Genomic DNA, 19849 nt, shown 5'->3' with positions numbered 1-19849 from the left:
GCGCGCAGCGCGGGCTTCAGGCGAAGAAGCGGCGGAGGACGTCGGCGCAGTGGCGGATCTCCGCGGTCGCCACATGCTCCTGCTTCGTGTGGGCGAGGGTCGGCGAGCCCGGGCCGAAGTTCACCGCCGGGAGACCCCGGGCCGCGAACCGCGCCACGTCGGTCCAGCCGAGCTTCGCGACCGGCTCCGACCCCGACGCCTCGACCAGCTGCGCCGCCGCTGGCGACGTCAGGCCGGGCAGGGCACCCGCGGCGCCGTCGGTCACCGCGACCTCGAAGCCGTCGAAGACCTCGCGCAGGTGTGCTTCGGCCTCCGCCAGCGACTTGTCCGGGGCGAACCGGTGGTTCACCGTCACCACGCACGAGTCCGGCACCACGTTGCCCGCGACGCCGCCCTCGATCCGCACCGCCTGCAGTCCCTCGCGGAACTGCAAGCCGTCGATCACCGGGTTGCGCGGCGTGTACTCGACCAGTCGCTGCAGCACCGGCTGCGCGGCGTGGATCGCGTTGACGCCCATCCACGCGCGGGCCGTGTGCGCGCGGGCGCCGGTGGTGCGCACCTCCACCCGCATCGTGCCCTGGCAACCCGCCTCGATCGCGGCGTTCGACGGCTCGCACACCACCGCCAGATCGCCGGCCAGCCATTCCGGCAGCTCCCGCTCGATCCGGTTGAGGCCGTTGCGCTCGGCTTCCACCTCTTCGCAGTCGTAGAACACGAACGTCAGGTCGTGCCGCGGTTCCGGGAGCGTCGCGGCGAGGTGCAGCATGACCGCGTCGCCGCTCTTCATGTCGACCGTGCCGCAGCCGTGCAGGACCTCCTCGGCGCCCGAACCGGTGCGCCGCACCGGGAGGTTGTCGTTGATCGGCACGGTGTCCAGGTGCCCGGCGAGCACCACTCGCGAGTCCCGCCCGAGGTTCGTGCGCGCCAGCACGGCGTCGCCGTTGCGCACCACTTCGAGGTGCGGCGCCTGGTCGCGCAGCGCCTGCTCCACCGCATCGGCGATGGCCTTCTCCCCGCCGGAGACGCTGGGGATGTCCACCAGCGCGGCGGTGAGTTCGACGGGGTCAGCGGTGAGATCCAACGGCGCAGTCACGCCCCGGAGGCTACCCGGACGCCCGGATAGCGGCGGGACCAGCGGTTCGGTCCCGTGAACAGGTGGGAAACGGATTCGCGCAACCACCGTCCATGCCGTGATCATCACGCTAGGCTTCCGCCGCTGGAGGTGGGGCATGGATTACACGGTCAATCCCGATGCGCTCAGGAAGGCCGGGGCGAGCGCGAAGTCGGCGGGCGAGCAGGCCGGGCAGGTGAAGCTGGGGCCGCCGGCCGAGGACATCGCCGAGGCGATGCCCGGCGGCAAGTCCGAGGGGGCGTCGAAGCAGGTCGCGAAGAGCTGGGACAAGGCGATCAAGTCCTGGAGCCAGGCCGCGGCGCAGCACGGCGAATCGCTGACCGCGAGCGCCGACGGGTACCAGCAGTCCGACGAGTCGAGCGCGGCGGACATCGACCGCGTCGGCACGCAGGCCGGGAGGTAGGCAGCAACATGGTGTCCTTCGCCGACGTGCGCCGCTGGAAACCGGAGGGCCTCGACGCCGTCCACAACGACCTCGGAAAACGCCGCGACGACCTCGTCAATCTGCAGGACGAGCTGGACGGCGCGAAGAATCCGGAGGGCTGGAGCGGCAAAGCCGCCGACGGCTCCGCGAAGCAGCACGAGAAGCTGGTGTCGGACATGCGCTCGCTGGTGGCCGAGGTCGCCACCGTGCGGGTCGCGGTGGCCGCGGCGGCCGACGACGTCGCCAGGATCAAGCAGCAGATCGAGCAGGCCGACCACGAGGCGCAGGCCAACGGCTTCGAGATCACCGAGGAAGGCGGCGTCCGCGACGTCAAGCCGCCCCAGGACGTGCCGGAAGACCAGCTGGAGCAGGTCAAGCAGCAGCGCATCCAGGTGCGCGACAAGCTCGTCGAGACGATCGAGAAGATCCTCGACGACGCCGAGAAGGCCGACGCCGAACTCGCCAAGGCGCTGACCTCCGCCGAGCAGGACAAGATCGAGCCCGGCAAGGGCGGCTCCCTGGCCGACGCCGCGAACACCGATGACATCCAGGCCCTCGCCGCCTCCGCCGGGAAACCGAAGGACGATTCGCCGAAGGCGGCGGCGGAATGGTGGAAGTCGCTGTCCGACGAGCAGCGCGCGGCGCTGCGGGAGAACCCGCCCGAATGGCTGGGCAACCGCGACGGCATCCCCGCCGAGGTCCGCGACGAGGCCAACCGCGGCCGCATCGACGACGTGCGCAACGACCTCGAGCAGCAGAAGAGGCAGCTGGAGCAGGGCGGCGTTTCCGAGGACGAGAAGGAAAAGCTCCAGCAGGTCAACGACAAGATCAAGTCGCTGGACGAGGTCGAGAAGACCATCGCCAAGGAGGACCCGCCGCGCCAGCTGCTGGTCCTCGACAGCAGCGGCGAGCGGATGAAGGCCGCCGTCGGGGTGGGCAACGTCGACACCGCCGACCACGTCTCGGTGTTCACACCCGGCTACACGACCACCGTCCAGGACAGCCTCGGCGACTACGACTCGAAGATGGCGGACCTGGTCAAGGAGTCGAAGGCCGAGCTCCTCCGCAACGGCAAGGACGACAGCGTCGCCGCGGTGGCCTGGCTCGGCTACGAAGCCCCGCAGAAGTCCGAGGACACGGACGTGTTCGGCGACTCGGTTGTCAGCTCCAGCTCCGCCCAGGAGGGCGGCGAGAAGCTGAACAACTTCTACAAGGGCATCAACCAGTCCCGGGACACCGACCCGCACCTGACCGCGATCGGCCATTCCTACGGCTCCACCACCACCGGCTACGCCCTGCAGGGCGGCGGCCACGGCGTCGACGACGCGATCATCTTCGGCTCCCCCGGCGTCGGCACCAACGACATCGAGGACCTGCACGTCCCCGAGGGCCACGCCTACCGGCTGGAGGCCAAGGACGACCAGGTCGCGGACTTCTCCCGGTTCGGCGGCGACCCGTCCCACATGGACGGCTTCAAGGACCTGTCCACCGAGAAGTCGAACGAGGGCAAGGGCGTCGAGGGCCACAGCGACTACCTGGACACCGAAACCACCAGCCAGCACAACATGGCCTCGGTGGTCGCGGGCCTCCCGGACAACACCGTGGAGGGCAAGACCAACGGCGTCGGGGATGTGATCTCCTACGTCCCGCACCAGACCCAGGAAGCCGGCTCCGCGATCTACGACTTCGGCGAGAAGACGGTGTCCGGCGCCAAGGACCTGGGCGAGAAAACGGTGTCCGGCATCAAGGACTTCTTCTCATGAGAAAGCTCGTCCTGTTCGTCCTCTGCGCTCTGCTCGCCACCGGTTGCGCGAGCGGACCCGAACCGTCCGACGGGGGAAACGTGGCAGACCCACTCAGCATGTTGCGGCAGCGACCGTCCATGGAAGAGATCACCGTCCGCTACGAGGAGATGCAGCAGAAGCTGCGGGACCGGCTGTCCGCCGACCTCGGCCTGGCGACGCCGTGGATCAACAAGGGCGACCCCGGCCAGGCCGCCTGCCAGGGCAAGGAGCTCTCGCACGTCGATGGCGCCGAACAGCACAGCCTGGACACCTGGGCCTACGAGGGCAACATCCCGGACGCCCAGTGGGAGCGGGCGCAGCAGATCGGGATCGACGTGACCAAGGAGTACGGCTTCAAGGAGCTGGAGATCGTGGTCAACCGGCCCGGCGACCACAAGGTCGAGATGCGCGACGAATTCGGCGCGCAGCTGCAGTTCGGCACCAAGGTGAACACGATCCTGAGCCTGCGCACCGGCTGCCACCTCCTCCAGTCCGCCAAGGGCTGATCCCGCCCGCGGCCGCCGGCCACGAGTCCACCGGGCTCGCGACCGGCGGCCGCGTGATCTCTCGCTTCGAAAGGCAAAGACCGCTCCATGGTGTCGTTCGCCGACGTGCGTCGCTGGAAACCCGATGCGCTGGAGGAGGTTTTCCGCACCCTCGGCAAGCGCCGCGACGAGCTGGTCGGGCTCGACGACGACCTCCACGCCGCGCGCAACCCGGCGGGCTGGACGGGCGAGGCGGCGGAGAACTCCGCCAAGCGGCACGCCGGACTCGGCAAGGACCTGCACCGGCTGGTCGCCGAGGTCGACGGCGTCCGCGACGCCGTCGGCAAGGCCGCCGAAGAGGTCGAGCAGATCAAGAAGCGGCTCGACGCGACGGAACACCAGGCGCGCGCCAACGGCTTCGAGATCACCGAGGAAGGCGGCATCCGCGACGCCGCCCCGCCGCAGGACGTGCCCGCCGAGGAGATCGAGCGGGTCAAGCAGCAGCGGCTGCGCGCCCGCGACGAGCTGGCCGCCGCGGTCGAATCGATCCTCGACGAGGCCGAGCGCACCGACGCCGAACTGGCCAAGACCCTGACCGCAGCGGAACAGGACGAGATCCAGCCCGGCGCCGCCCCTGCGCAGACGATGGCCGCCAAGGCCCCCAAGGACGGCAGCCCGGCGGAGAACGCCAAGTGGTGGAAGTCGTTGTCGGACGCCGAACGCGAGGCGTACACCAAGAATCCACCCGCCTGGCTCGGCAACCGCGACGGCATCCCGGCCGAAGTCCGGGACAAGGCCAACCGCGCCCGCATCGCCGGCGAGCGATCCACGCTGCGGGCCCGCAAGGACGAGCTGCGCGAGGGCGGCGTTTCCGGCGACGAGGAAGAGGAGCTCGCGAAGGTCGACGCCAAGCTCAAGTCCATCGACGCGGTGGAGCGGATGCTGGCGCGCGGCGACCGCCAGCTGCTGCTGCTCGACACCGGCGGCGAACGGGCGAAGGCGGCGGTCGCGGTGGGCAATGTGGACACCGCCGACCACGTCTCGGTGTACACGCCGGGCATGAACACCACCGTCGACGGCTCGCTCAACGCCGACAAGCAGATGGACCAGCTGCGCAGGCAGGCCCAGTTCGAGAGCGACCGGCACGGCGACGGCGGCGAGGTCGCCGCGGTCACCTGGGTGGGCACCGAGTTCCCGCAGCGGAGCGAGGTCACCGACCCGGACCGCTCGGTGGCCACCGCCAAGCTGGCGGAGGACGGCGGCAAGAAGCTCGCCTCCTTCTACGAAGGCATCAACGCCTCGCGGGACGACGATCCGCACGTGACCGCGATCGGCCACTCCTACGGCTCCACGATCACCGGCTACGCGATGCAGGAGCAGGGCCACGGCGTCGACGACGTGGTGTTCTCCGGCTCGCCGGGCGTGGGCACCGACGACGCCGAGGACCTCAACGTGCCGGCCGGGCACTCGTACCGGATCGAGGCGAAGAACGACTGGGTGGCCGACCTGGGTCGCTTCGGCGGCGACCCCAGCCACCTGGACGGGATGACCGGCCTGTCCGCGAAGGAATCCGAGCACGGCAAGGGTGTCGAGGGCCACAGCAGCTACTTCGCGCCGGACAGCACGAGCCAGTACAACATGAGCACGGTGGTCGCCGGACTGCCGGATCGGGCGGTCAAGGACGACGGCCGCGGGGTCGGCGACGTGATCTCCGGCATGATCTCCTGAGACGACCGCCGCCAGCACCCGACCGTACGGGGGAATCGTGGACGACCCGCGCAACCTGCTCCGCCAGCGCCCCAGCATCGAGGAGATCAGCGAGCGCTACGAACAGATGCAGCAGCGGCTGCTGGACCGGCTCAACATCGAGGTCGGGCCGCTGAAGTGGGCGGTGTCGGACCCGGTCAGCCGGGCCGGCTGCACCGAGTTCCCGGACGTCCACGAGGCGGAGAGCCGGGTCCTGGAGTCGTGGCGGGCGCCGGGCAACCTGCCCGACTCGGACTGGCCGCTCGCGGTGGAGATCGTCCAGGAGATCACCGTCGAGTACGGCTTCGGCGAGCCCGAGATCATCGTGAACCGCAGCGGCGACCACGAGATCATCGGCAACGACCAGTACGGCGCGGTCTACCAGTTCGGCACCGCCGCCAACACGGTCCTGATGATCACCACCGGCTGCCACCTGCTGGCCGCCGCCAAGGGCTGACGCCGTTTTCGCGCGAAAACGGCGCGGCACCCGGTCGGCGCCACCCGTGGCGGCCACCCCTGCGGGCCGCCGCCACCTGCGCCGATTACCGTTTCGGGTATGAGTGCACAGTCTCCCGACCCGCAGACCACGGGCGCCCACGGCGTCGGCCTGGCCACCGTGACCGACGACGGCACGGTGCTGGACACCTGGTTCCCGACCGTCAAGCTCGGCGAGCCGGGCCGGTCCGGCAGCACGCGGCTGTCCGCCGAGGAGGCGGCCGAGTCCCTCGGCGAGGCCGGGGCCGCCCTGCTCGGGCGGGACGAGGCCCGTGGCGTCGAGGTCGTCGCGGTGCGCACCGAGATCGGCCGCCTCTCCGACGAAGCGGTCGACGCGCACGACATCTACCTGCGCCTGCACCTGCTGTCGCACCGCCTGGTCCGCCCGCACGGCCAGAACCTGGACGGCATGTTCGGCCTGCTCGCCAACGTCGTGTGGACCAACCACGGCCCGTGCCCGGTGGAGGGCTTCGAGGCGACCCGGCTGCGGCTGCGGGCGCGCGGCCCGGTCACCGTCTACAGCATCGACAAGTTCCCGCGCATGGTCGACTACGTCGTGCCGTCCGGGGTCCGCATCGGCGACGCCGACCGGGTTCGGCTGGGCGCGCACCTCGCCAGCGGCACCACCGTGATGCACGAGGGCTTCGTCAACTTCAACGCCGGCACGCTGGGCGCGTCGATGGTGGAGGGCCGGATCTCGGCGGGCGTCGTCGTCGGCGACGGCTCGGACGTCGGGGGCGGCGGCTCGATCATGGGCACCCTCTCCGGCGGCGGCAAGGAGGTCATCTCCATCGGCGAGCGCTGCCTGATCGGCGCCAACGGCGGGGTGGGCATCTCGCTGGGCGACGACTGCGTCGTGGAGGCAGGCCTGTACATCACGGCGGGCACGAAGGTGACGCTGCCGGACGGCACCATCACCAAGGCGCTGGAGCTGTCCGGCTCGGACGGCCTGCTGTACCGCCGCAACTCCACCACCGGCACGATCGAGGTCACCGCCCGGACCGGCGGCAAGGTCGAGCTGAACGCGGCGCTGCACGCCAACGACTGATACCCGTTCGAGGCAAGGCGAAGGGCACCTCCGGCCGGGGGTGCCCTTCGCGCTTCCTGCGGGCGGGATCCGCTGGATGGACGAGGCGGCGGCCGGGGCGGCCGGTTTTATCATGGGCAATGGCCATCAGCTGGCAACGACGAGATCTCACCGGCGTCGTCGACCTGCCCGCCGAGCCCCGCACGGCTGACCGGCAGGCGCCGCTCGCCGAGCACATCAGGGCCGGGCTGGACGCCCGGCTGCGCGCCCTGATCTCGCACGACCCCGGCACCCGGCAGGGCGAAGATCCCGAGGAACTGCACCAGATGCGGGTCTCGGTGCGCCGGATGCGGGCGATGCTGCGGTCCGGCCGACGATTCCTGGACCGGGACTGGTCGGAGCCGTTGCGCGCGGAGCTGGGCTGGTTGGGCAGGGCCCTCGGCCCGGTTCGCGATCTCGACGTGCTGCTGGAGCGGCTGCGCGTGGAGAGCGCCGATCTCCCGGCCGACGAACGCGCTGCGGCAGCCCGGCTGATCTCCGGTCTGGAGGTTGAGCACGGCCTGGCCCGGGTGGAGATGCTCGCGGCGCTGGACAGCGACCGCTACCTCGCCCTGCTCCGCTCGGTCTCGGACTCGCTCCGCGCCGGACTGCCGGCGCCGGAGTCCGATGTGGACACCGAAGGCGAGTTGCGCAGGCTGGTCCTCGGTCAGTTCCGCAAGGTCCGGAAATCCGTTGCGCGGCTGCCAGAAGCGCCCGCCGACGACGAGCTGCACGCGCTGCGCATTCGGGGCAAGCGAGTGCGCTACACGGCGGAACTGGCGCAACCGGCGTTCGGCAAGCCGATGCAGCAGCTGATCAAGGCGGCGAAGCAGTTCCAGGACGTGCTCGGAGAGCACCAAGACGCCTGCGTGGCCGAAGAACGCATTCGCGGCCTCCTCCACGACGTCGGCGAGAACGTCGACGCCGCGGTCGCATTCGTGGCGGGCCGCTTGGTGGAGAGAGAGCAGGCGCGCAAAGCGGAGCGCCGCGCCCAGTGGTGGCAGGCGTGGGAAGCACTCGACGCCGCAGCCGCAGCGATCTGAAGGTTTCCCAGGCAAAAGCCCGTGAGCGGTTTGGGGCGCTGTAGCACCCCAAAGCACTCACGGGCTTCTACCAGCGATAGCGGTCCGGCAGCCGGATCATTCGCTCAGGCGCTTGGCGGCCGCGGCGATGCGCTCGTCCGACGCGGTCAGGGCGATGCGGACGTGGCGCTCCCCCGCCGGGCCGTAGAAGGTGCCCGGCGCCACGAGAATTCCCCGCTGCGCCAACCAATCCACCGTCTGCCAAGCATCGTCGCCGCGGGTCGCCCACAGGTACAGGCCGGCCTGCGAGTGCTCGATGCGGAACCCCGCGGCCTCCAGCGCGGGCCGCAACACCGCCCGCCGCGCTGCGTAGAGCTCGCGCTGCACGCCCACGTGCGCGTCGTCGCTCAGCGCGGCGGTGATCGCCTCCTGCACCGGCCGGGGGACGATCATCCCCGCGTGCTTGCGCAGCTCCAGCAGGCCCCGCACCAGGTCCGGATCACCAGTGAAGAAGCCGGCGCGATACCCCGCCAGGTTCGAGGACTTCGAAAGCGAGTGCACGGCGAGCACGCCGCGGAACTCGGAGCTCACCGAGGGGTGCAGCACCGAAACCGGCTCGACGTCCCACCCGAGCGCGAGGTAGCACTCGTCCGAGGCGACGACCGCGCCGACCTCCCGCGCCGCCCGCACCGAGTCGGCGAGCTGCTGGGCGTCCAGCACCCGGCCGGTCGGGTTGGACGGGGAGTTCAGCCACAGCAGCCGGGTACCGGCCGGCGGCAGCTCGCCGGGCGCGAGCCGGACCACCTCGGCGCCGGCGATCTTCGCGCCGACCTCGTAGGTCGGGTACGCCAGCTCCGGGATCGCGACGATGTCGCCGGGCCGGACGCCGAGCAGCGTCGGCAACCAGGCCACCAGTTCCTTCGAGCCGATGGTCGGCACCACCGCGTCCGGTTCCAGGCCGGAAACGCCGTAGCGCCGCTCCATCGAGGCGACGGCGGCCTCCCGGAGCTCCGGGGTTCCGTGCGTGGCCGGGTAGCCCGGCTGATCGGCCACCGCCGACAGGGCCCGCCGCAGGTTCTCCGGCACCGGGTCGACCGGCGTGCCGACCGACAGGTTGACGATGCCGTCCGGGTGCGACCGGGCCGTCTCGGTCTGGGACGCCAGCGAATCCCACGGGAAGTCCGGCAGCTGCGGGCCCCGAAGCCCGGGCGCCGCAGCACCCGGGCCGGTCGCGGAACTCATTCGCCCTGCGGGGGCAGGCTGGTGACGGGCTCGACGTCCTTGTTGACCTTGCCCACCTTCGCCGCACCACCCGGCGAGCCGAGCTCGTCGAAGAAGTCGACGTTCGCCTTGGTGTAAGCGGCCCACTCCTCCGGCACGTCGTCCTCGTAGTAGATGGCCTCCACCGGGCAGACCGGTTCGCAGGCACCGCAGTCGACGCACTCATCGGGATGGATGTAGAGCATCCGCCCGCCCTCGTAGATGCAATCGACAGGGCATTCCTCGATGCATGCCTTGTCGAGCACGTCGACGCAGGGCTCGGCGATCACGTAGGTCACGGTTGCTCTCCTGCTCGAAGCGTTGTCCTAATCGCGCTCAGGAACCTCCTGAGGCGACTGCTGACAGTATCTCTCGTACCCACCCTGGACACGTAACTGGTCCCACAGCGCGAGAGCAGGACCGACTCTACGACGCCGGGGTTAACGCCGTAAACCATTGCGTCGCAACCATTGCGCACCGAGCCGCCCCACCTTGCGCAGGGCAGATCTTTCTCCCAGGTAGCCGCCCACGACGCCGACGACCGGGACGCTGCCGATCAACTCGTGGTAGAAGCGGCCCTGCGGCCGCCTGTCGAGTTCCGAATCGATCTCCCACAGCGCACGTGCCATTCGCCACACCGTGCGCACGACGGCCTTCGGCGTCGCCCGGCCGTGCTCGCGCCGCGCGGCGTCGAGGTCCTCGGTGAGCTCCGAGACCCGCTCGTCGTCCTCGGCGCGCCCGGCCGCCAGCTCATCCGACAACTCGCGCCCCAGCAGCACCTCGGCGATCAGCTGCACCTTGACGGCCCGATCGGTCACGCCGTGCTCGGCGGCGATGGCGCACAGCACCAGGCCCTGGCCGGTGATGCCCAGCGCGTTGCGGATCGGCAGCCGCGAGGTGATGACGCCGCCGAACCGGGGCAGCCCGGCGACCAGCGCGAGAAACCGCCCGACCCGGGAGGCCCACCAGTCGCAGCGCTGCTCGACGGACATCGCGTCCCACGCGGAACTTCCCGGCACCTGCATCCCGTCCAGCTGCCGCAGAACCTTCCGCAACGCCCCGTCGGCGTCGAGATCTCCGGACCGACCGCGCAGCCGCAGCGGATCGGACTCGCGCAGCGCGTCCAGCACCGGCGCGGTCGCCCGCACGAACGGCCGCAGCACCGCCGCGATCCGCTCGTCGGTCAGCACCTCAGCCATGGCGCTTCGCGTTCTTGCCCAGCACGATTCCAAGCATCATCGCACTGGGCAGGGCGCCGCCACCGATCAGCAGCAGGGCGCGCCAGTCGTTGAGCAGCACGATGTCGCCGCCCGGACCGAACAGGCCGAACACGAAAACCGTCGCGAACCACACCAGCAACGGAGCCCCGGCGATCCGGCGCCGCGGCGAGATCCGCGCGGCCTCGGCCACCAGCAGCGGCGTGGTCACCACCGCCAGCGCGGCGGTGACCGGGAACTGCACGGAGCCGATGTAGGACGGGAGGAACAACAGCTCGATCAATGCCAGCAGAAGAGCATTGAGCAGCAGAAAGCCGAGCAGCACGCGGTCGCGAGCGGTCAACGGTCGCCCACCGGCTCGGTTCCGCTCACCCCGAGCCCGCCGAAGAGATCGGCCTGGCAGCCCTGCGGATCACCCGTCGCCAGCACGTAGTGCTCGGTCGTCACGATCGGCTGCGCGACGCCGTTGGACAGCGCGTACGCCGCCACGCCCTCGCCGTTGTGCCACTGATCCAGCCACACCTTCACCTGCGTGCCGTGCGCTCGCAGGGCGCTGATCTTCGCCGGCAGGTGCTCGGAGACGTCGACGACCGTGGTGATCGATTCGTCCTCGACGCTGGCCAGCTCGTGCGGTTCGGGCAGCTCGAAGGGCATGTCCGCGGCCTCCGCCAGCCCGGCGAGCCCCTTCGCGAGCTCGTCGCGGGACGGGACCGCGTAGAACACCCGCTGGACGTCGGGAACCTTCGCGGCCGCCGCGACGGTCACCTCGTGGGCGCGGACGTGGTCCGGATGGCCGTAGCCACCGTCGGCCGCGTAGCTCACGACGACCTGCGGCTTCACCTCCCGCAGCACGGCTTCCAGCGCATCGGTCTGCTCCTGCAGGTCACCGACGGCGAAGGCGCGCGGGTGCGCGTCGGGCAGCGCGCCCGCCTGACCGGGCTGTTCCCAGAGCATCCCCGAGTCGCGCCAGCGGCCGATGCCGCCGAGGAACCGGTGATCGGCCACCCGCAGCGCGGCGCAGGCCGAGCGCAGCTCGCCAACGCGGTAGCCGCCGAGCTGGTCGGCCTGGTCCGAAGCCAGGCCGCGCAGGCTCTCGGGGATGACCTCGCCCTCCTCGCCGAGGGTGCAGGTCACCACCACCACCTGCACGCCGCGGGCGGCGTAGCGGGCGATCGTCCCGCCGGTCCAGAGGGTTTCGTCGTCTGGGTGCGCGTGTACCAGCAGCAACCTCGGTGGGGCCGTCAGCGTCACCGGTCCAGCCTAATCTGCGGCGCACACCACACTGCGCACGGTAGCCGCATTACCCCGAACGCCCGAGTCGGCGCGCCGCGAACGGCGCACCCCGATCGCGGCAACCACCCGGCCCCGACCGCCCGAGAGCCGAACAGAGCGACGTTCTCGCAGCTCAGCGACAGCATGTCCGTTGGGTGGCCATGCCGCGGGAATTAATAGCCGTCGTTATCGGCAGGCGTTCCGATCCACTTGGCCGCGGTCGAGAACGGCCCGGCCAGGCCGTTGCCGGCCTCGATCCCGGTGGCCTCCCGGCGCAGCGCCATCACCTGGGCCTGCTGGTACAGCGGGAGCGCGACCGCGTCGCGCCACAGCACCGGCTCGACGACCGCCGAGGCCTCCGGGAACGGCACCTGACCGGTCAGCGCCGCGTCGATCGTCGGCTGCAGCAGCTCGTCGCAGAAGCCGGCGTCGTTGTACGGGAACGCCTGCTCACTGTCCGCGGCCACGCCCGGGCAGCCGTACGAGGAGGCCATCATCGCCGCCGGATCGCCGCCGGCCGGACGAGGCGCGATCGCCATGTCCACCGAGCCCGCCCCGCCGGATTCCCCGGACCGCGGATTGGCCGACAGCATCTCGCCGAACAGCTGGTCACCGGTCGGCGTCACCACGGTCGCCTGGATTCCCTGCTCCCGCAGCTGCTGCGCGGCCGCCTCGGCGACCCGGATGTACGACTCGTGCTCGAACGGCGCCGCGATGACGAGGTTCAGCGGTCGGCCGTCCCGCAGCCACGCCCCGCCGCTGCGGTGGTAGCCGGCCTCGCCGAGCAGCCGCTCGACCTGCGCGGGATCGGGCCGGTTCGGCAACCCCTGTTCGGTCGGCGTGTAGCCGCGCTCGGACGGGGCGAGCACCTGGGCGTGCGCCTGCAGCTGATCCGCGGGCCCGCCGCCGGTGCCCGCCTCGACCAGCGCGGGCCGGTCGAGGGTCGCGAGAACCGCCCGGCGCACCTTGACGTCCGCCAGCTCACGGCTGTCGTGCCGCAGCAGCACCTCCATGGTGGCCGGGCGAGGCACGGTGATCAGCTGCACCGCGTCGCCGAGGTCCCGCAGCGACTGCATGGTGCCCCGGTCCGCGCCGAACACGGCGAGGTGGCTGTCCCCGCTGCGCAACGCCTCGACCTGGCGCGCCCGGTCGAGCGCGCGCAGCACGATCCGGTCCGACTGCGCGGGCGGACCCCAGTAGCGGTCGTTGCGCTCCAGGATGATCTCGCCGCGGTCCAGGTCGATCTGCCGGATCGCGAACGGGCCGCCGGAGGCCGGGTAGCCGTCGTCGAGCACCGTCGCCCAGCCGCGCGGCGCGTCCCTGAGCAGGTGCGCGGGTAGCAGGTTGTTGAACAGCGTCTGCCAGCCGCGGAACGGCTTGGCGAAGGTCACGTCGACCGTCTTGCCGCCCTGCCGCGACGCGACGTCGTCGATCAGCTGGTAGCCGGCCGGATCGGACACGCCGGGCTGGGAACGCAGCTGCTCCCACAGGTAGACGAAGTCCTCGGCGGCGATCGGCGCGCCGTCGGACCAGTTGGCCTCCCGCCGGATCCGGTAGCGGACGGTGAACTTCTCCGCGTCCGGCACCAACTCGGCCGATTCCATCAGCGTGCCGTCCAGCTGCAGGTTGCCGTCGGCTCCCGGGCGGAACACCGACGGCAGCATCAGGCTGGCCAGCGCCGAACTCGTCGGCGACAGGTCGGCGAGGGTGTGCGGGTTGAACCCGCCCTCGAGCTCGTCGACACCGACGACGACCTCCACCGGCATCGGCTGCGTCGGCGGCGCGCTGGTCGGCGGGGCCTGCGTCGGGGTTTGCGGTTGCGGCACCAGCGGCGGCGGGGGCGCATTCGTGCAGGCGGCCACCACGCTGACAGTCGTCAGCAGCAGGGAGACCACTGCCAGTGGGCGGCGTCGACCCTGGGACACGCCGGACCTCCCCTCACGTCTGCTCCCCCGAACACCCCGGCCCACCCGGGGCGGCTCGCACGTGCGGAAGACGCGCGAGAGCCCTCCATGGTTCCTGCCGTCGCCGAAATGATCGACACCGGGGTCACGGCCCAGTGTGCTAGCCGACGGCCCGCGCTGCGCGCGATTCGGCGAAATCCCCGGTCACGCCGGGGACGAGCGCGAGCGGGCTCGGCGGCGGCCGATGTTCGAGCCGCCACCGGGATCACCGCACGTGTCGGAAATCCCACAACGAGCCCAGACCGGGCGCTCGGTTGTCTTCGAAACGGCGCAGCCGCGTCGCCCACCCTCGCAACCGGTGCCGCCGCCACGGGTTCTAAGACGCCTTCTCGCGAGGACAGCCCCGACGTGTGAATTCGCCATTCACGATGTCCGGGATCCCACAGCGAGAAGGCGTCTTCGACCTCAGTTGGCGCCGTTGTCGCGGGCCTTGGCGCGGGAGCGCTCGCGGGCGCGGGTCGTGCTGTCCAGGACCATCTTGCGCACCCGGATCGCCGACGGGCCGACCTCGACGCACTCGTCGCCGGAGCAGAACTCCAGCGCCTCCTCCAGCGCGAGCGTCCGCGGCTTGGCCAGCCGCTCCAGCTCGTCCGCGGTGGAGGACCGCATGTTGGTGAGCTTCTTCTCCTTGGTGATGTTCACGTCGAGGTCCTCGGCGCGCGGGTTCTCCCCGACCACCATGCCCTCGTAGACCTCGCTGCCCGGCTCCACGAAGAAGCTGCCGCGGTCGGCCAGCTGGATCAGCGCGTAGGTCGTCGCCGAGCCCGCCCGGTCGGCCACCAGCGAACCGGTGTGCCGGGTGCGCAGCTCGCCCACCCACGGGAAGTAGCCCTCGAAGACGTGGTTGGCGATGCCGGTGCCGCGGGTCTCGGTGAGGAACTCGGTGCGGAACCCGATCAGGCCGCGGGCCGGGACCACGTACTCCAGCTTGATGCGGCCGGTGCCGTGCCCGTCCATGGTCTCCATCCGGCCCTTGCGCCCGGCCAGCAGCTGGGTGACCGCGCCGAGGTGCTCCTCGGGGGCGTCGATGGTCAGCCGCTCGAACGGCTCGCACAGCTGGCCGTCGATGGTCCGGGTGACCACCTGCGGCTTGCCGACGGTGAGCTCGAAGCCCTCCCGGCGCATGGTCTCCACCAGGATGGCCAGCGCCAGCTCGCCGCGGCCCTGCACCTCCCAGGCGTCCGGCCGCTCGGTGGGCAGCACCTTCATGCTGACGTTGCCGATCAGCTCGGCGTCCAGCCGGTTCTTGACCTGCCGCGCGGTGACCTTGGTGCCGCCGTTGCGGCCGGTCAGCGGCGAGGTGTTGACGCCGATGGTCATCGAGATCGCCGGGTCGTCGACGGTGATCCGGGCCAGCGGCTCGGGGGCGTCGGGGTCGGCGAGGGTGTCGCCGATGGTGATGTCCGGGATACCGGCGATGGCGACCAGGTCGCCCGCGGACGCCTCGCTGCACGGAACCCGGTCGAGGTTCTCGGTGATCAGCAGCTCGGTCAGCCGGACCTTCTCGACGGTGCCGTCGGCGCGGCACCAGCCGACGGTCTGGCCCTTGCGCAAGGTGCCGGAGTGGATCCGGCACAGCGCGATCCGGCCGAGGAAGGAGGACGCGTCGAGGTTCGTCACCAGCGCGCGCAGCGGCGCCTCGGCGTCCGCGGTCGGCGCGGGCACGTGCTTGAGCAGCACGTCGAACAGCGCGGTGAGGTCTTCCTCGTCGGGCAGCCCGCCGTCCACCGGCTGGGCCAGCGACGCCCGGCCGGCGCGCGCGGAGGCGTAGACGACCGGCAGGTCCAGGATCGCCTCCATGTCGAGCTCGACCTCACCGTCGAGCTCGCTGGCCAGTTCCAGCAGCAGGTCGTGGGCCTCCTCGACGACCTCGGCGCAGCGGGCGTCCGGGCGGTCGACCTTGTTCACGACCAGGATCACCGGCAGCCCGGCGGCCAGCGTCTTGCGCAGCACGAACCGGGTCTGCGGCAGCGGGCCCTCGCTGGCGTCCACCAGCAGCAGCACCCCGTCCACCATCGACAGGGCGCGCTCGACCTCGCCGCCGAAGTCGGCGTGGCCGGGCGTGTCCACCACGTTGATGGTCACCGGGCCGGCGTCGGTCTCCCGACGGACCGCGGTGTTCTTCGCGAGAATCGTGATGCCCTTCTCGCGCTCCAGGTCGTTGGAGTCCATCACGCGGTCGACGAGCTCGGCGCGCTCGGAGAAGGCACCGGACTGCCGCAGCATGGCATCCACCAGGGTGGTCTTGCCGTGGTCGACGTGGGCAACGATGGCGACGTTGCGCAGATCACTGCGAATGGGGGCGGCGACGCTGGTGGCGGACACGCGGGTACTCCTGGATCGGCGCAGATGGGCGCGGCGGGGTTCGTCGACTTGGTCCGGGTGCGGGACGATCCGCAAGGCACCGTGCCGCGGCTCCACTGCGCCGCAGCTGCGGAGCTGATTGGGCGCCACCACCCCGGGGTGGAGGCGCGCACGTCGACGCGCGGCTCCTCCCAGAGTAGTGCAACCTCGTGCGGGACCGGCCGCCGCGTGCTCAGCGCAACACCCGGGGCCGGTGCCCAACATCAAGTTCGCCATTTCAGGTTAGGTTCGCCTAGCCTGTGCCCAACCCCGTCTCGGCACCGAAAGAACACACCGTGGGCAAAGGCACCATCAAGGTCAAGAAGAAATGCTGTCGGTCGCGACCGCCCTGCAAGAGCTGCCCCATCGTGGTACTGCGCGACCTGCTGCGCGAGGCCAAGGCGGAAGAGGTCAAGAAAGCGCAAAAGAAGGTCAAGAAAGCGGCAAAGAAGAAATAGCGCGAATTGATCTCACCGCGGCACCCGCCGCGGTCGCGAGGTGGCCTCGGGGCTACTTGTGGGCGGCCGTGGACAGCGGGTCGGCATACTTCGCCAACTCGGGGATCGTCCGCAGCGCGGTGAACTCGATGACCTCGTAACGAGCCAGCTTGTGCAGCGCGAACGGGTCCGTCGCGAGGATCGCGTCGAGCCTGCCGCGGGACATCGCCCTGGCGATGATCACCCCGCCGCTGCGCGGGTGGCGGTGGCCGGCGGCGATGAAGTCACCGGCATCGTAATGCTGGGTAACCCATTCGTAGTGATCTACCAGTTGGCCGTCGATATCCGATTCTGGCGCGGTGTATTGCAGCAGCACTACAAACATTCTTTCACGGTAGCCCTTCCACTTGACCGCTGCCGATCACCAAGCGGTAACATTGCCGCGTGCGCGCAATGTCGAACATGTGGTGGGCCGTCCGAGGGCGGCCCAGCATCGTCGTGCACTGACACGCAGACCACCGGCCGCCCCTCCGGGCGGCCGAGCGGTGCGAGGTCGATCCCGGCGGCAGCGACCCAGGACCCCAGGAGAGACCAATGACCCGCCTGTCCGGGATCACTCCGTCCGGCCACGTCCAGCTGGGCAACTACCTCGGCGCCGTGCGGCGGTGGGCCGCCGAGCGCGAACCTGCGGACCTGTTCTTCGTCTCCGACCTGCACGCCATGACCACGTCGCACCGGCCGCAGCGGCTGCGCGCGCTCACCCGCGAGCAGTTCGCGGTGCTGCTCGCGGCGGGCATCGACCCGGATTCGCTGTTCGTGCAGTCGGATCTGGCGGGCGAGCTGGGAACGCTGAACTGGATCCTGGAATGCACCTGCTCCTACGGCGAAGCCGCCCGGATGATCCAGTTCAAGGAGCGGGGCGCCGGGCAGGAGTCGGTGCGGCTGGGTCTGCTGACCTACCCGGTGCTGATGGCCGCCGACATCCTGCTGCAGGGCGCCACCCAGGTGCCGGTCGGCAGCGACCAGGACCAGCACGTCGAGCTCGCGCGCACGCTCGCCCGCCGGTTCAACGCCAACTACGGCGACGTGTTCGCCGTCCCGGAGGCCGTGGTGCCCAAGACGGCGGCGCGGATCCGGGACCTCGCCGACCCGGCGCGCAAGATGGAGAAGTCCAACCAGCAGTCCCCCGGCGTGGTCTTCGTGCTCGACGAGCCCGACGTCATCCGCCGCAAGTTCCGCCGCGCGGTCACCGACGGCCTCGACGAGGTGCGGTACGACCCGGACGGCCGGCCAGGGGTGGCGAACCTCCTGGAGATCCTCGCCGCCTGCAACGACACGAGCCCTTACGCCGCAACGGAATCGGCGAGCACCTACGCGGAGCTCAAGGAGGCGGTGGCCGACGCCGTGATCGAGGAGCTGCGACCGGTGCGCGAACGCGCCCGCGAGCTGCTGGAGGACGCGGCGGAGCTGGACCGCATCCGAGCGCACGGGGCGAAGCGGGCGAGCGAGCGGGCGCAGCCGCGGCTGCAGGCCGCGTTGCGCGTGACCGGCCTGCGCTGATCCGCCGGAGCACGGGGTGCCCGCGACCTGACTGCGGGCGCCCCTTGCTACCTGCGCATTCGTTCACTAGTTCGAGTGGATCACCTGGCGAACAACTGATCAGTATCGGCAGCCTGGACTCATGGGTACTGTGATGGAAGGCAACACCGCGTTCTTGGTCGAGAGGAGTGCCGCCGTGGCTGCACCATCGTTCGACCCGCACGCCCCGTTCGATCCGCTCGTCGACCTGGACGGCCTGTGGACGCCCGAGCTTGCCGAAAGGTACCTACCGATTCCGGGGATGCCCCCGGCTAAGTACGAGTGCCTGGACGGGAAGCTGATTGTGAGCCCCTACGAAGGTTCGGCGAATGTCTACGCAGCGGATGAGCTCTACCTCCGGATGCGTACGCCTGCACGTCGCCTCGGCGGCAATGCCTACACCACGCTGAACGTCGAGATGCCAAAGATTTCGTCGATGCGGTGGGCACAACCCGACTTCGCCGTGCTTCGTGAACCAGCACGTGGACGCGTCTGGATCTCACCCGAAGCCGTCCTGCTCATCGGTGAGTGCGTGTCGAGGTCGAGCCGCCGGAACGACTACGTGGACAAGCCTGCTGAATACGCCAAGGCCGGCATTCCATACTTCATGCGAGTTGACATCGCCAGGGAACGCGAGCGCGTTTCGGTGGAGCTGCTGCGCTTGGAAGACGGCATTTACCGCGACCATGCCAAAGCGCTGGACGGCCAGGCCTTTGAGACCGAGCTGCCGTTCCCGCTGTCGTTCGATCCCATCGAGCTCCTGGAGCTTTAGGCCCCGATTAGCAGGTTCCGGAGGGAGTGGACGAGGACCCGGTCGGCGTCGAGCCAGTCGAGGCCGGCCAGTTCGTCCGCCTCCACCCAGCGGACTTCGCTGTGCTCCACGGCTTTCGGGGTCGCCGCCGGGTCGGCGAGTTCGGCCGCGTGGATGCGCAGGAGCATGCCGTTGCTGAGCGGGACGTCCGTGCCGACGCGGCCGGTCGGGCGGACTTCGACGGCGAGCTCTTCCTGGCATTCCCGGACGACCGCGGCGGATTCGTCCTCGCCCGGCTCGACCCGGCCGCCGGGCAGCTCCCAGCGGCCCGCGTCCGGGGCGGGGTAGCTGCGCTGCTGCGCCAGCAATCGTCCCTTGTGGACGATTGCGGTGCCGACGACGATCGGGCGGGTCGCCCAGGATTCGGCGAGTTCCCGCACGCCGGCGATGCGCGCGGCCAGCACGTCCAGCGCGAACCGGCGGACGACGGCAACGTCGACGAGGCGCCCCAGCGGACCGAACGGTGTCGTCCAGTGCAGCGAGTCGGTGAGCAGCGTCCGGGGGCCGACCTCGGCGAGCACCGACTCGTGGCGCAACTCCGGCAGCGGGCCGGAGATCAGCACGGAATTCATCGCGTCGGCATCGGCGCGCACGACTCGAGTGGTCAGATCGACGGGAAGGCGGGCGATCTTGGTGTGGAAGACGATCTCATCGCCGGGCACGAGCAACGCGGCCGGACGGGTGGCGGCGCGGCCGCTGACGCCCAGGGTCGCGAGCCCGACCTCGGCGGTCCGGGTGTGCCGCAGGGCGGCGCCCACCGTGGCCACCGGCGCCTCGATCAGTCCCGTGCTCCGCAAAACCGACACGTGCAGA

General features: G+C 70.6%; 20 protein-coding genes. 10 read left to right on the top strand and 10 right to left on the bottom strand.

The window, feature by feature from the left end; genetic code table 11:
* Positions 1 to 16 precede the first annotated feature (16 nt).
* Positions 17 to 1093, bottom strand: coding sequence for a succinyl-diaminopimelate desuccinylase (dapE, locus tag E1288_RS08930; RefSeq protein ID WP_132483176.1), 1077 nt, complete (start codon positions 1091 to 1093; stop codon positions 17 to 19).
* A 97-nt stretch (positions 1094 to 1190) separates the two neighbouring features.
* Between dapE and E1288_RS08925 the strand changes: the two genes are divergently transcribed.
* The 7 genes from E1288_RS08925 to E1288_RS08895 all read left to right on the top strand — a co-directional run bounded on the left by E1288_RS08925 (position 1191) and on the right by E1288_RS08895 (position 8175).
* Positions 1191 to 1535 (top strand): hypothetical protein, encoded by a 345-nt coding sequence (locus tag E1288_RS08925; RefSeq protein ID WP_132483174.1) that lies wholly within the window; start codon positions 1191 to 1193, stop codon positions 1533 to 1535.
* An 8-nt stretch (positions 1536 to 1543) separates the two neighbouring features.
* Entirely contained in the window at positions 1544 to 3319 is a 1776-nt protein-coding gene (locus tag E1288_RS08920; RefSeq protein ID WP_132483172.1) for an alpha/beta hydrolase, read from the top strand.
* A complete protein-coding gene (locus E1288_RS08915; RefSeq protein WP_132483170.1) occupies positions 3316 to 3846 on the top strand; it encodes an LppA family lipoprotein in 531 nt (176 codons plus the stop codon). The genes E1288_RS08920 and E1288_RS08915 overlap by 4 nt, the downstream gene beginning before the upstream one ends.
* An 87-nt stretch (positions 3847 to 3933) precedes the next feature.
* The gene (locus tag E1288_RS08910) at positions 3934 to 5553 is read left to right on the top strand and encodes an alpha/beta hydrolase (protein WP_132483168.1); all 1620 of its coding nucleotides are present in this window, start codon (positions 3934 to 3936) and stop codon (positions 5551 to 5553) included.
* Between the two features lie 37 nt (positions 5554 to 5590).
* Complete coding sequence (locus tag E1288_RS08905) at positions 5591 to 6028, top strand: LppA family lipoprotein (RefSeq protein ID WP_132483166.1); 438 nt, start codon at positions 5591 to 5593, stop codon at positions 6026 to 6028.
* Between the two features lie 99 nt (positions 6029 to 6127).
* Positions 6128 to 7114: a 2,3,4,5-tetrahydropyridine-2,6-dicarboxylate N-succinyltransferase gene (dapD, locus tag E1288_RS08900; RefSeq protein WP_132483164.1), complete on the top strand. Its 987-nt coding sequence runs from the start codon at positions 6128 to 6130 to the stop codon at positions 7112 to 7114.
* A 119-nt stretch (positions 7115 to 7233) separates the two neighbouring features.
* Entirely contained in the window at positions 7234 to 8175 is a 942-nt protein-coding gene (locus E1288_RS08895) for a CHAD domain-containing protein (RefSeq protein WP_132483162.1), read from the top strand.
* A gap of 96 nt (positions 8176 to 8271) precedes the next feature.
* On the opposite strand, the gene dapC is transcribed toward E1288_RS08895, so the two are convergent.
* From dapC to typA, 7 genes are all read right to left on the bottom strand, one after another.
* Entirely contained in the window at positions 8272 to 9396 is a 1125-nt protein-coding gene (gene dapC, locus E1288_RS08890; RefSeq protein WP_132483160.1) for a succinyldiaminopimelate transaminase, read from the bottom strand.
* Entirely contained in the window at positions 9393 to 9713 is a 321-nt protein-coding gene (gene fdxA, locus E1288_RS08885) for a ferredoxin (RefSeq protein WP_093273442.1), read from the bottom strand. The genes dapC and fdxA overlap by 4 nt, the downstream gene beginning before the upstream one ends.
* A 141-nt stretch (positions 9714 to 9854) precedes the next feature.
* Positions 9855 to 10613 (bottom strand): hypothetical protein, encoded by a 759-nt coding sequence (locus E1288_RS08880; protein WP_132483158.1) that lies wholly within the window; start codon positions 10611 to 10613, stop codon positions 9855 to 9857.
* Entirely contained in the window at positions 10606 to 10974 is a 369-nt protein-coding gene (locus E1288_RS08875) for a hypothetical protein (RefSeq protein ID WP_132483156.1), read from the bottom strand. Before E1288_RS08875 ends, E1288_RS08880 begins: the two co-directional genes overlap by 8 nt.
* The gene (gene mshB, locus E1288_RS08870; protein ID WP_132483154.1) at positions 10971 to 11882 is read right to left on the bottom strand and encodes an N-acetyl-1-D-myo-inositol-2-amino-2-deoxy-alpha-D-glucopyranoside deacetylase; all 912 of its coding nucleotides are present in this window, start codon (positions 11880 to 11882) and stop codon (positions 10971 to 10973) included. The genes E1288_RS08875 and mshB overlap by 4 nt, the downstream gene beginning before the upstream one ends.
* 194 nt (positions 11883 to 12076) lie before the next feature.
* The gene (locus tag E1288_RS08865) at positions 12077 to 13828 is read right to left on the bottom strand and encodes an ABC transporter family substrate-binding protein (protein WP_207954256.1); all 1752 of its coding nucleotides are present in this window, start codon (positions 13826 to 13828) and stop codon (positions 12077 to 12079) included.
* A gap of 444 nt (positions 13829 to 14272) precedes the next feature.
* Positions 14273 to 16192 (bottom strand): translational GTPase TypA, encoded by a 1920-nt coding sequence (gene typA / locus E1288_RS08860; protein WP_132483152.1) that lies wholly within the window; start codon positions 16190 to 16192, stop codon positions 14273 to 14275.
* A gap of 314 nt (positions 16193 to 16506) precedes the next feature.
* On the opposite strand from typA, the gene E1288_RS46805 reads away from it, so the two are divergent.
* Complete coding sequence (locus E1288_RS46805; RefSeq protein ID WP_165968038.1) at positions 16507 to 16668, top strand: hypothetical protein; 162 nt, start codon at positions 16507 to 16509, stop codon at positions 16666 to 16668.
* A 52-nt stretch (positions 16669 to 16720) separates the two neighbouring features.
* On the opposite strand, the gene E1288_RS08855 is transcribed toward E1288_RS46805, so the two are convergent.
* The gene (locus E1288_RS08855) at positions 16721 to 17032 is read right to left on the bottom strand and encodes a YciI family protein (protein WP_132483150.1); all 312 of its coding nucleotides are present in this window, start codon (positions 17030 to 17032) and stop codon (positions 16721 to 16723) included.
* 209 nt (positions 17033 to 17241) lie between these two features.
* Here E1288_RS08855 and trpS point away from each other — a divergent pair, with 209 nt between their 5' ends.
* Together trpS and E1288_RS08845 are read left to right on the top strand one after the other, a co-directional pair.
* Positions 17242 to 18207 (top strand): tryptophan--tRNA ligase, encoded by a 966-nt coding sequence (gene trpS / locus E1288_RS08850; RefSeq protein ID WP_132483148.1) that lies wholly within the window; start codon positions 17242 to 17244, stop codon positions 18205 to 18207.
* Between the two features lie 121 nt (positions 18208 to 18328).
* Positions 18329 to 18997 (top strand): Uma2 family endonuclease, encoded by a 669-nt coding sequence (locus tag E1288_RS08845; RefSeq protein ID WP_235883431.1) that lies wholly within the window; start codon positions 18329 to 18331, stop codon positions 18995 to 18997.
* Here E1288_RS08845 and E1288_RS08840 read toward each other — a convergent pair.
* Positions 18994 to 19842 (bottom strand): NUDIX domain-containing protein, encoded by an 849-nt coding sequence (locus E1288_RS08840; protein WP_235883430.1) that lies wholly within the window; start codon positions 19840 to 19842, stop codon positions 18994 to 18996. The two genes, E1288_RS08845 and E1288_RS08840, sit on opposite strands and share 4 nt — an antisense overlap.
* Between the last annotated feature and the right edge of the window lie 7 nt (positions 19843 to 19849).

The organism is Saccharopolyspora elongata, assembly GCF_004348985.1.
In the GTDB taxonomy this organism is placed as follows: Bacteria; Actinomycetota; Actinomycetes; order Mycobacteriales; family Pseudonocardiaceae; genus Saccharopolyspora; species Saccharopolyspora elongata.
This window is presented reverse-complemented; position numbering and strand designations above follow the sequence as displayed.